The 12,039-nt window shown below is 57.4% G+C and carries 12 protein-coding genes; all 12 read left to right on the forward strand.

Going from position 1 to position 12,039, the window contains the following annotated elements; genetic code table 11:
* Positions 1-92 precede the first annotated feature (92 nt).
* The 12 genes from CBW22_RS02535 to pilV all read left to right on the forward strand — a co-directional run bounded on the left by CBW22_RS02535 (position 93) and on the right by pilV (position 11,775).
* The gene (locus CBW22_RS02535; protein ID WP_088515936.1) at positions 93-524 is read left to right on the forward strand and encodes a DUF29 domain-containing protein; all 432 of its coding nucleotides are present in this window, start codon (positions 93-95) and stop codon (positions 522-524) included.
* 270 nt (positions 525-794) lie between these two features.
* Positions 795-2,093: a PFGI-1 class ICE element type IV pilus protein PilL2 gene (pilL2, locus tag CBW22_RS02540; RefSeq protein ID WP_088515937.1), complete on the forward strand. Its 1,299-nt coding sequence runs from the start codon at positions 795-797 to the stop codon at positions 2,091-2,093.
* Position 2,094: 1 nt separating this feature from the next.
* Positions 2,095-2,538 (forward strand): type IV pilus biogenesis protein PilM, encoded by a 444-nt coding sequence (pilM, locus tag CBW22_RS02545; RefSeq protein ID WP_088515938.1) that lies wholly within the window; start codon positions 2,095-2,097, stop codon positions 2,536-2,538.
* A gap of 19 nt (positions 2,539-2,557) precedes the next feature.
* Complete coding sequence (gene pilN / locus CBW22_RS02550) at positions 2,558-4,243, forward strand: PilN family type IVB pilus formation outer membrane protein (RefSeq protein ID WP_088515939.1); 1,686 nt, start codon at positions 2,558-2,560, stop codon at positions 4,241-4,243.
* A 3-nt stretch (positions 4,244-4,246) separates the two neighbouring features.
* Positions 4,247-5,527 carry a type 4b pilus protein PilO2 gene (pilO2, locus tag CBW22_RS02555; protein ID WP_088515940.1) on the forward strand — a complete coding sequence of 427 codons (1,281 nt, stop codon included), beginning with the start codon at positions 4,247-4,249 and terminating at the stop codon, positions 5,525-5,527.
* The gene (pilP, locus tag CBW22_RS02560) at positions 5,514-6,011 is read left to right on the forward strand and encodes a type IV pilus biogenesis protein PilP (RefSeq protein ID WP_059009391.1); all 498 of its coding nucleotides are present in this window, start codon (positions 5,514-5,516) and stop codon (positions 6,009-6,011) included. Before pilO2 ends, pilP begins: the two co-directional genes overlap by 14 nt.
* A 7-nt stretch (positions 6,012-6,018) precedes the next feature.
* Complete coding sequence (locus CBW22_RS02565) at positions 6,019-7,596, forward strand: GspE/PulE family protein (RefSeq protein ID WP_088515941.1); 1,578 nt, start codon at positions 6,019-6,021, stop codon at positions 7,594-7,596.
* Complete coding sequence (locus tag CBW22_RS02570) at positions 7,583-8,698, forward strand: type II secretion system F family protein (protein WP_059009395.1); 1,116 nt, start codon at positions 7,583-7,585, stop codon at positions 8,696-8,698. The genes CBW22_RS02565 and CBW22_RS02570 overlap by 14 nt, the downstream gene beginning before the upstream one ends.
* A gap of 9 nt (positions 8,699-8,707) precedes the next feature.
* Complete coding sequence (locus tag CBW22_RS02575) at positions 8,708-9,304, forward strand: type 4 pilus major pilin (RefSeq protein WP_088515942.1); 597 nt, start codon at positions 8,708-8,710, stop codon at positions 9,302-9,304.
* 4 nt (positions 9,305-9,308) lie between these two features.
* Positions 9,309-9,788 carry a lytic transglycosylase domain-containing protein gene (locus tag CBW22_RS02580; protein WP_058770081.1) on the forward strand — a complete coding sequence of 160 codons (480 nt, stop codon included), beginning with the start codon at positions 9,309-9,311 and terminating at the stop codon, positions 9,786-9,788.
* Entirely contained in the window at positions 9,785-10,453 is a 669-nt protein-coding gene (locus tag CBW22_RS02585) for a prepilin peptidase (RefSeq protein WP_088515943.1), read from the forward strand. Before CBW22_RS02580 ends, CBW22_RS02585 begins: the two co-directional genes overlap by 4 nt.
* Positions 10,453-11,775 (forward strand): shufflon system plasmid conjugative transfer pilus tip adhesin PilV, encoded by a 1,323-nt coding sequence (gene pilV / locus CBW22_RS02590; RefSeq protein WP_088516077.1) that lies wholly within the window; start codon positions 10,453-10,455, stop codon positions 11,773-11,775. The genes CBW22_RS02585 and pilV overlap by 1 nt, the downstream gene beginning before the upstream one ends.
* Positions 11,776-12,039 lie beyond the last annotated feature (264 nt).

Below are 12,039 nucleotides of genomic sequence, written 5' to 3' on the forward strand. Positions count from 1 at the left end.
TGTAATTACGACCTGAATTGCGCCGGTTCAGTCTGGCGATTTTTACTTCTATATTGATGTTCATTAATCAGAAATGTCACTGGAGATCTAGCATGAACACACGATACGAAGCTGATGTTGTTGCCTGGGCTCAGGAGCAGGCAGCTTTACTGCGTACCGGTCGGTTCTCTGAGATTGATGTTGCTAATATCGCCGAGGAGATCGAGGACGTGGGCAAAAGCGAGAAACGGGAACTTGCAAGGCGTATGGCCGTTCTGCTGGCGCATCTTCTCATATGGAAGTTTCAGCCGGGCTGCCGCGGTTCCAGCTGGCAACGAACCATCAAAGAACACAGAAAAGCACTGGCATTACACATCAAAGGCACACCCAGCCTGAAAACTGCGCTCTCTGATCGTGACTGGATAGCTGCTGTATGGGCCGATGCTGTATCTTCTGCAACTCAGGAAACACAACTTGACGTCTTTCCCGAGGACTGTATCTGGGATATGGGACAAATTCTGTCTCAGAAATTTTATCCTGACTGAGTTACCACCATGCCAGACAATAAAGCGCCTGCGGGCGCTTTTTTTTATCCCATGCAACCTGAAACAGCGGGGAAATCGAGAACCCCCTCTGTCCGTAAAACGTGCTTTTATGGACAGAAGGGGTTGCCCCGGAGGGGATTATTTCTGTAAAGCCGTTATCGGTTTGCAAAACTTAATTCTTTAATCCGCAGACATAGTTTCGCATTGTCCGTTTTTCCTCCACCGCGAGAATAGCACTCCTGACTAAGACTATTCCTGGGGTGAATCCTGATGGCAGTACCTTCAAGACGCGCGGCAACGGGAGCCGGACTGCTTGCCTGCTCTGTCATGCTGGCAAGCTGCAGCAACCCGGCCTATGACGCAGCGCCATTAATCAATGGCCGTTATCAGCAGCCTGCCCGCTTCGATGACATTTACCGAAATCGTTCCCCTGAAGTGGTGCGCTACGACCGTTACACGCTCGTCAGCACACGCCCAGATGATGCGCAGCGCGATCCGCTTAATCAGATAATCGATATCACTATGCCTGCTCAGCTGGTTAACTCAGTGGGAGAAGGATTTCGTTATCTCCTGCTGGAATCCGGCTATTCACTATGCTCAGCCACTTCTTCAGCATTTTCAGAACTGCTCAGCCGCCCCCTTCCTGCCGTGCAGCGCGATATCGGTCCTGTGAAACTGAGCGAAGCTCTGCAGGTGCTGGCCGGTCCAGCCTGGCGCCTGAAGGTGGATGAGGTGAACCGCGAAATCTGCTTTGAGCTGCGTGACCAGTTCCGTAGTTTTGCTACCCCCCAGACGTTGCCGATCTCGCGCTCACCACAGGCTGTAAATGTGAATCGTCCGGTAGTGACGCAGCCTGTTCAGCCCCCGGTGGTGACGGGAAAAGGCAATACCGTCTCACGCAATCCTTTTACCAGTGACACCATCAGCGTCAATGCCCCGGCCACCGCGCCGGAAACGTCGCTCAAACCGCAGAATCCCGCAGTTCCGTCTCCGGTGCTGACGGCGGCGAACGTGTCAGCACCACAGAAAATCCCTTCGGTGGCCCCGGTAAAAAGCAAACCGGTGTCATCCCCTGCTGCGACTCACGCACCTGATCAAAGAACAGCGCTGTCGCAGAAAGCAACTGTTGCCGCAGCGCGCCCGGCGGCCGCGCTGCAGACTACAGTGAACGGCACCTCACCGTCGGCACCGGTCCGCCCCGTTACAACGCTGCCGCCTGCTCCTCCCGTCAGCAGCCAGGCCTCATCTTCTTATGCGCCGGGTACGCCAGTTGCTGCGCTTCCCGTCGGGCAGACCTGGCGGGCGGAACCGGGTTCGACCCTGAAAGAGACGCTGACCAGCTGGGCTTCGAAAGCACAGTGCAGTAATGGCGGCAACTGGGTCGTTATCTGGCCCGTAACGCTTGATTACCGCATCGATGCGCCGCTGGTTTTCCACGGCAACTTTGAGTCGGTCATGGTTCAGGTTTTTGACCTCTACCGCAAAGCCGAAAAACCCCTTTTCGCTGAAGCCAATCGTATTCAGTGCCTGATTTCCGTGAGCGATACGCCAGCGGGAGGAGTTCACTGAGATGGGGTTTGCGCTGCCCATACTCGTGTTCTGTCTGGTCATTTCGCTGATGGCGGGTGATGCGCAGCGCCATTCTGCTGAACACATCCGGCTTTCAATGCAGCAGACCCTGCCGGATCGGCTTGCCGGCGACATGCTGCGCACCGCGGACGCGGTAAATAACTGGCGCTACGGAAAAACGGTGGCTGATGGTCCGGTATCCCTTGCTCAGACAGGTATTGTGCCGCTCCCGGACAATCGCATTAAGACCGTTATCCAGGGGGGGCGCCTCTGGATATGGGTGCCTGAAACTGCCGGTGTTTTTGCCGCGCTGCGTGCGAGGTCAATGACCTCGGCGCTGGCCCTGACCGTCAGCGGTGGCCGTCTGCGCATGGCGGATGGCACCGATATGAATCTCTCTCTGCCGTCCGGCGTATCGGAGGGCAGCATTGTTTACCTTAACTAACAACACCAGGGGGCTGCGGATGCGCCGTTTACCTTTCTGCCTGACAGCGCTGGCCGCCGCGTTTGTGCTGTCATCATGTTCGCTGAGTGAAATCAGCAAAATGGATAAGGAGGCCTCAGGTCAGGCTGAAACGGCACAGCGGGTGCTGCAGAGCCGCCAGGCTTTGTCTCAGCCTACCGTTGTCTGGTCTGATAAACCCTGGGTGAACCTGCAGCCGGTTGCACCGGTCGTGTCCACGCCGGATGAAAAAAAACTGCCTTCCTGTCAGATAACGATTAACCGGCCGGAAGGGATTTCACTGCCTGAGCTGGGTCAGCGCATCACCGCGCTGTGTGGCATCCGGGTGTCGATCACCCCCGATGCCTATGCTGCGCTCAGCAGTGTCACAAACGGAGGTGTGGTCACCTCCCCGATGAGCGGTCCGTTACCGGCACCCGATGATAACGGTCGTGTGCCGCTTTCACAGATCGGCGCTTCTGCAGGGCAGGCTACGCCTGTTCAGCAAAGCACCATGATCGCGCGTGGCCTTAAGTTCCAGGGCGACGTCCGCGATCTCCTTGATATTGAAGCCAGCGGATACGGCCTGTCCTGGCGAAGTGACAGTAGCGGCGTGTATTTCTATCTCCAGGATACCCGCACTTTTCAGCTGGTTATCCTGAATACAAAGGTTAACAGCAGCGCCTCGATCAATTCCGGCTCAGGCAATCAGCTGGGCAGCGGCGGCGGGACGACCGGCGGGACGACCGGCGGGACGACGGGCGATATCAGCTCTAATCAGAAAACCGATTACGGCATGAACAGCGACCTTTACGATGATATCCGTAAAACGGTTGAGCAGATGGTGACCCCGAAATCCGGGCGATTCTGGCTTTCGGCCGCCACCGGCACGCTGAGCGTGACCGATACGCCTGACGTGCTTAACCGCATCGGTCGCTATATCGAATACCAGAACAAGGTCCTGAGCCGTCAGGTACAACTCAATATTCAGATTGTCAGCGTCAGCCAGACACGCAACGAGCAGCTGGGCCTTGACTGGGGGCTGGTTTATAAATCCCTGCATAACTTTGGCGCCAGCCTGACAGGTTCAATGGCCAATGCCTCCACGTCAGCCGCCAGCGCCGGTATCTCAATCCTCGATACGGCCACAGGTAATGCGGCTAAATTTTCCGGATCAAGCCTGCTTATCAAAGCCCTTTCCGAGCAGGGTAATGTCAGCATGGCACTGAACCAGACTGACCCTACCGCCAACCTGACGCCGGTGGCGTATCAGCTTTCAAGCCAGAAAGGCATCCTGTCCAGTTCCAGCACAACTGCAACGGCGAACGTGGGCGTCACCTCATCGATGACAACGACGACCATTACCACCGGCCTGTTCATGACCATGCTGCCGTTCATTCAGGAAAACGGTGACGTGCAGCTGCAGTTCGCTTTCAGCTATACCAGCCCGCCGCAGATTGAGAAATTCGTCAGCGCTGACGGCAATACCCGTAACGATCTGCCGACAACGTCAACCGAAGGGCTGGCCCGCAAGGTCAATCTGCGTTCTGGTCAGACGCTGGTATTGACCGGTTCGGAACAGCAGAACCTTTCTGCAGACAAACAGGGCACCCTTACGCCAAACAACTTCATTCTGGGCGGCGGCCAGACAGGCTCCCGCGGCCGCACGACGCTCGTCATCATGATCACGCCTGTTCTGCTGAGGTAAACCATGTCAGTACTGAAAAAAATGAGCCTCCGGGCCGGCATCCGTTTGACGCATCAGCGGCGGGACTGGATGGCAGGCCTGCACTGGGAGCCGCAGCGTAATGCGTTAAGTACCCGGTTTCGCAGTAAAGCGTCGCCTGATACGCATTATGCCGCTGCCGGAAGAGGAAATGCTTCTATGCGCGGTCTGGTTTCCCCGGGGCGCGTGCGCCGCAGCCAGCACGCGCTGGCCGTGGCATTCCTGCTGGCCGAGGGCGGAAATGCCTGGGGTATTTACCGCCTGAGTCACACTGAGGATTCGTGGGTCTTTTTCGCGGCTATCGGCGGGCAGTTATCCGTCATGGGCGATGTGACCGGCTCCCGCGCCATCATTGAACAGTCGGCGGCAAACTTCCTGCGTTTTAATGATGCTGATTCGCCGCGTTTACGCTGTGCAGCAATGGCAGACGACAACCTGCACGCCGGCACACTGACTGGCAGACTCAGCCGGGCGCAGGTAAAACGCTGCCGGCTTCATAAGCGCGTGACCGCCCTGTCGGTCATTATCCCGGCAGCCGCCGTCACCCTCGCGGTGGCCTGTGGCGTTTACTGGTTCGATGCCGCATCAGAGAAGGCTGAACAGGCCGCTGCAATGGCAGCGTTTCGCGCGCGCATGGCATTGACGAAAGAAAAGCCTGCTGAACCCGCACGTGCACCTCACCCGTGGGCCTCACTGCCTCCAGTTTCAGTGCTGCTAAGCAATTGCTGGCTCACGCGTGAGCCCGTATTCGCATCCGTTGCCGGCTGGCGCTTTACCGACGGGGAATGTGTCCCGGAGGGCCTGCGCCTGCGCTTTGTTGCCACTCCGGGTGCAACGGTCGAGGATTTCTCCCGCCGCGCCCGCGAGCTGTTCGGTCACTCAGCCGTCTTTAATCTTCAGGAAGGCGCTAAAAACGGTGATGTTTTCATTCCCTTTAACCATACCCCCCCGACCGGGTTCACTGACGAAGGACTGCCCGGTGCTGATGCTCAGCTTATGCGCTTTATATCCCATCTGCAGCGCCGCAACCTCGACGTCAAATTTACCGAGGTGAAGCCGCCGCCGGTAGCGCCGGGTGAGGAAAAAATTACCCCTGTACAGGACTGGCGGGAATTTAACTTTTCTGTCAGCTCACGTCTGCAGCCCGAGCGACTGCTGCAGGATTTTGATGCCACGGGGCTTCGCCTCAGCAGCCTTTCGATCACCATGAGCCCGCAGGGGCAGTTCGACTACACCATGAAGGGGAGCATCTATGCGCAGAATTAATCCCGCCCTGCCTGGGCTGCTTCTGTCCGCTCTGCTCTGCGGACCCGCGCCCGCGGCCGCTACCGGCGATGTGCTGCCGCCGAATGTCACCCTCGGGGAGCTGGAAGCTGCGCAGGCCCGCAATCTGATTCTGGAGCAGAAAGTGCAGACGGCGCGGCTGGAGCAGCAGCTGCGGGAAAGTCAGTCCGGACAGGGTGCCGACCGGAATTATCTGGCCACCGCCAGCCAGCCGGCCATGCCGGTTATGGCGCAGCCTGCCCCCTCTCAGCAGACTGCGTCTGCCGGCACGGAGAAGCGCGCCGGCAGCGTTCGCCTGCAGGAAATTTACGGGCGGGGTAATCAGTTACGCGCGCGCATTGTCCTGCCTGACGGCGGGGTCACGGAGGTGGTAAAAGGCGATCAAATCCCGGGCACGGCTAAACGCGTCACTGAGGTAACGTCAACGCTTGTGCGCCTCAGCGACAATTCTGAACTCTCCTTCTGAGGCCACGATGACACCTGATAAAGAGATAATGGATTTTGTGTTCGCCGAGCTGCATGCCACCGGTGGCGTAACACTGTTAATCGACGGCAACCGCCGTAAAGAAGCGGCCATACAACGCTGGGTGATGGACGTCACCCGGACGCATCCCACGGCAAAAACCGAGTTTGTGACGCTGAGCGAGCTGAACCGCCGGCGTGAAGTGGCAGAGCAGCGCGGCCTGAGCCTGTCACAGAGCGTCAGCGAAGGCGATCTGGACAAGCTCGACATCAGCGTATCGCAGGATAAGGTCATTAACTATATGAGGCTCGGTCACGAGTTCAATGCCTCTGATATTCATATTGAAATCAGCAGTGATCGCAGGATTTCCATCGTCCAGCTGCGTATTCACGGCGAGCTGGAGGTGGTGGATGAAGTGAAAGATGTGGAGGGGATGACGCTGGCCTCTACCTCATATCTTTCCATGTGCGACGTGCGCGAACAGTCATTTTTTGCCGGTCGCGAGCAGTCAGGGCGCATAGATGCAAAGTTTGCCCGCCGCGCCGGTCTTTATGGCGCGCGATACGAGCATCGTCCAACGCCCGACGGGTTGATAGTTGTCATGCGTCTTATTCCGGACGACGGTGACAACATACCGACGCTGCCGCAGCTGGGTTTTCTGCCGGAGCAGATAAAGCTCATTATGCAGATCCTTCGCCTTCCGGAAGGCATGGTTCTGCTCACCGGCCCAACCGGCTCGGGCAAAAGCGCCACGCTGCGCGTGTTCAGTGACATCTGGCTTGATCTGACGGGCGGTAAAAAGCGCCTGCTGACGCTGGAAAATCCGCCTGAGGGTCGGATTCCGGGTGCCATACAGACGGCCGTCATGCCTGCCGATAACTCGCCGGAGGCCATCAGTCGCGCCTGGACTAACGCCAATGCCTCCGCGCTGCGTCTCGATCCGGATGCCATTCTGAACGGCGAGATGCGTGACCTGCACTCCCTTATCGCCGGCATTTACGCCAGTGAAACCGGCCACGCGCTGTTCTCCACCCTGCACACGCAGAGCCCCATTGGCTCCCTGCGTCGTATGGAGCACTTCGGTATTGACCGCCATCTTCTGGCAGATGCCGCACTCATCACCGGCTTAATAGGCCAGCGTCTCGTGCCGCTGCTGTGCGAACACTGCCGGGTGCCGTGGGAGAAAAAAGCCCCTGAGCTGGACGCTGATACGTGGGAACGTCTTGAACGGTACTGCACTGTTGAGGGCTTCTGCGATACCAGCAAACTCTTTTTCCGCAATCACGAAGGCTGTCCCCACTGTCAGAAAACGGTACCGCTGACCGGACGCATCATCAGCCATGGGGTGACCGGGCGCACGGCCATTGCCGAAGTAATACGGACCGATGCCCGCCTGATGCAGCTCTGGCTGTTACACGGCCCGGCCGTTGCCCGTCAGTACTGGGTGAATCAGGGCGGTATTACCCGCCGCATGCACCTGATGAGATACCTGGCTGAGGGGCGTGTTGACCCGCTGGAAGGCGATCTTATCTGTCCGCTGGATGAAGATTCGGTAATGGAGTGCGAGGTACCCGATGGCATCCGCTGATCGCTTCACGCCTGACAGGCATATGTCGATAGCAGAAAACCTGCGCTACCGCCTGGTCAGGGCAACATTCACCGGCCAGTACCGCCAGCCGTTTTACGAGACCCTGCGCTTTCTGCTGGAAAACCGTAAACAACTCAAAGAGGCCCTGACCATGATTGGCGAGGTGCACACCGACTTTGGCAGCCGCTGGCATCCTTACCACGAGCTGGTTCAGGACTGTCTTGAAGGGGTGAACGATAACCGCCCCGGTCGCGCGCTGCAGGACGTGCTGGCCGCCTGGGCACCTTACGAAGAGGCCGCACTTATCAGCGCCGGCATGGAAACCGGCAATATTCCCGGTGCCCTGATGCAGGCGGATAAACTCATTGTGGCCCGTCGTCGCATTCTCGGCCAGGTGGTATTCGCCTCAGTATTCCCGATCGTGCTGGTATTGCTGGGGACGGGGTTGCTGCTGGCCAACAACCTGGCGCTGGTCCCCACCCTGAGCAAAATGTCCGATCCGGCAGGCTGGACTGGCGCACTCGGATTTATGAATGGGGTTGCGCAGTGGAGCAGCCGCTGGGGACTGACTGCTGCCGGCGCGGTCGCGGCACTTGTGACGCTGGCGTTCTGGTCCCTGCCCCGATGGCGGGGGCGACTGCGTCGCTTCGCTGATTACCTTTTGCCCTGGTCGGTTTACAAAGACCTGCAGGGGGCGGTGTTTCTGATGAATATCGGGGCGCTGCTGGGTGCTGGCGTGCAGGAGCTTAAGTCGCTGCAGATCCTTAACGGATTCGCTCCGCCCTGGCTGCAGGAGCGCATCGAGGGCGCAATGGACTGCATGAGCGAGGGCGATTCTCTGGGTCGCGCAATGCGCAACAGCGGTTATGACTTCCCCAGCCGTGAGGCGGTGAACTACCTCTCTCTTCTCGATAAAGGCAACAGCGCAGCATCGCTGATCACCAACTATGCCGATCGCTGGCTGGAGCAGGCGCTGGCGCGCGTTGCCCGCCGCGCGAACGTCACCAAGCTCTTTTCTCTCGTCCTGATTATGAGTTTCTTCTTACTCATACTGCTGATGGTGATGCAGATTCAGGATATGAACACCTTCAGCACACATTAAGGAAACATCATGTCATCAAAGGCATTCCCGCAACATCATCGCCAGCCCGATCGCGGCTGGGGCATTATGGAACATGGCGCCATTGCACTGCTCACCATCGTTGTTATCTGTATCGTGGGTGCATGGATCTGGAGCCTGTGGGGTAAAAAGTCCGTAGGCGTGGAGGTATCCAATCTCCAGTTTATCGTGACCAATGCTCAGCAGCTTAAGCAGACTCAGGGAGGGTACAACTTTACCAGCAGCACCACGATGACCGGCACCCTGATCCAGCAGGGTGGCGCGCCGAAAGCCGGCTGGACCATTCAGGGAACGGCGAGCTCCGGCACGGCGACGATGTGGAACAGCTATGGTGGCCAGGTCGTGATAGCACCGGTGGCGACCAACGGGTTCAACAACGGATTTTCTGTTACGACCCAGAAAGTACCGCAGGCAGACTGCATCTCTATTGCCACCCAGCTTGGTTCCGGCGGTGCATTCAGCGCAATCAGCATTAACAGCACGGATTTCAGCGACGGCATTGTCAGCGCGGAAGCGGCAGGAAAGTCCTGCACGGCTGACAGCGGCATGACCGGGAATAACACGCTCGTCTTTACGCATAACGGCTGATGACATGCTGCGCCTGTCCACGGTTCTGTTCCTGATATTGCTTTGCCCCCGTGCGGGGGCGTTTTGCTTTGACGCAGCGGGTGCGAAGTACCATCTCGATCCGCTCCTGCTTAAAGCCATCGCTACGGGCGAGAGCAGCCTCCGGCCGGCAATAACGAATATTAACCGGGATAAAAAAACCGGGCGGGCGCTTAGCACGGACTATGGGCTGATGCAGATCAATTCCTCACATATTCCTGGGCTGATCGCGCAGGGGGTCATCAGCGGTCCACAGGATTTGCTGACGCGCCCCTGCCTTAATGTACAAATCGGCACCTGGATACTTGCCAGACATTTTCAGGTCTGTGGCTACAGCTGGAACTGTCTCGGCTCGTATAACGCCGGGTTCAGAAAAGACCGCCATGAAACGCGCGAGTCCTATGCCAACCGCATATATGCCATTTACCGCCAGCTTTTACTAAAAGAACGGGGAATTAAACTGTGACGCTGCTGACGCTGAGCATGCCGTGGCCAATGCTTATCATCATTTTTCCGCTTGGCTTGTGCCTGTTCTGTTTTATGGCAAACCTGGTACGCCTCAGCTATCTGACCACCAATGATGAAAAAGAATGGCTGGCCATTTTTTTAAATCCCGCCCCCGCCGGCATTACCTGGCTTTTTGCGGCATCGGCAACCTGCATCGTACTGTCGCCGGCGCCGGCTCTGGAAAGGCTGATGGCGCTGTTGCTCAGCCTTTTTCTCTTCAGGATGACGCTCATCGATGCGCTCACCGGATTTCTGCCCCGTTATATGACGGTGAGCTGCCTGATTGCAGGTCTGGCTGCTGCTCTGTCAGCCCCCGGATTCTGGGGACATTCATTCTCTGCCGCGACGGCGCTGGGGTTATTCGGGCTCTGGCGCTACGTCACCGGAAGAGTCTCTGCACGCGAATGCCTGGGACTTGGCGACGTCTGGCTGGCCGGCGCTGTTGCGGCCTGGCTCGGTGGTTGTGAGGGGCTTTATGCACTGCTCACCGGCGTCATTTTATTTGTGCTCTGGCAGCTTCTGGTTCGCCGCGTCCAGCAGGGAGGTCCTATGGGGCCCTGGCTGTGCGCCGGTGCGATGCTGGTCGCGCTTATCAAACTTTATCAGCCACTCATTACATGGTGATGCCTGTGAAATCGACTGAAAAAAACGACAGGGGCTGGGCGATCATCAGCACCGGCGCCGCACTGATTATTCTTTTACTCGTCAGCGTCTGGGGGTATTCGCTTATCAGTGACTGGATGGATAAGCGGACCTGGATGAACACCGCTGCGCAGGTTTCCCGTTTCACGCAGGCCGTCAAGAGCTATACGGGACGTTATTACGATACGCTGCTCTCCAGCACCACGACAACGTCCCCTGTCATCGTGACGCCGGTCATGTTGAAAAACACCGGTTTTCTGGAGCAGGGTTTCAGTGAGAACACTATCGATGGCCAGGTATATCGCGCTGCGCTTGTCCGGAATGCAACTAACACGGACCAGCTGCAGGGGCTGATTTTTACACAGAATGGTTCCGCGCTGCCCTTTCTGGCGCTGCGACAGATATCAATGGATATCACCTCTGGTATGGGAGGCTATATCTGGACGTCAGGGATCGCCACCGGCGCGATGAGCAGCTGGAGCATACCGCTCGCACAATTTGGCGTCAGCACCACGCAGGGCCATATCGCCGTTCTGCTGACCACGGATGAACTGGGTGCCGCGCAGGGTGAGAGCGATCGCCTGTATCGTTTCTCCGTTACCGGTAAGCCAGACCTGAACACGATGCATACCAGCATTGATATGGGAGGAAACAATCTCAATAACGCGGCTACGGTGAACGCGGTAAACGGTGCATTCAGCAGTAACGTCACTGCACGCGGCAACATCACTGCTAACGGAACCGTTACGGGCCAAAACGTCACCGCAGGGTCCGGCGTCTCAGCAGGCGCTAACGTCACTGCAGGTAACGCGATTACCGCGAATAACGACATCAGGTCTAATAATGGCTGGATGATTACGCGAGGCTCTAAGGGCTGGCTTAACGAGACATATGGCGGTGGATTTTATATGTCTGATAATGACTGGGTTCGCGCAGTTAATAATAAAAACATCTATACCGGCGGTCAGGTTCGTGGCGGAAGCGTGCGGGCAGAGGGGGACATGTCTGCCGGAGGACTTATATACCAGGACCAGGTCAACTCGCCAGGCGCAGGCTGCAGCATTATTGGCGCGATCAGTCATGATTCGAGCGGCGCCACACTCTCCTGTAAGGACTGGGTGTGGCAGAGCGGCTCTTCATCTCCCGTGCGCGTCTGCGCTAACCGCTGCGGCGGGCGCTGGCCGCTTGAAATTGGCCGCGTAAACCATGACGGCGACTGGTCTTCATGGAATACGCTTGGCGAGGGATGTGGTGGAACATATACCCAAAACTGGCTCGTGCCTGTTTTCTGCAGCATAAACTGACGGCCAGACTGGTGTGTGGCGTGTCAGTTAACATTCAGGGCGCAGTGCTTGACGCCTGAACGCGTTTTATAGATCCTGTCAATGCACCTATAACAACGAACCTCTAATGACATTTTGATGCCGCGCACCGGGACACTGGCCGCGGTTTTTTTTAACGCCTGAAACAGAGCCTTCTAGGCCCTGTATAATTTACCGATGTATCCGCCGCCCGGAAATTTTTACAAACGGCTAATGAGTTAACCATCGTTATTCGTCGCGCATTTT

It is taken from the genome of Pantoea sp. VS1 (assembly GCF_002207995.1).
Taxonomy (GTDB): domain Bacteria; phylum Pseudomonadota; class Gammaproteobacteria; order Enterobacterales; family Enterobacteriaceae; genus Pantoea; species Pantoea dispersa.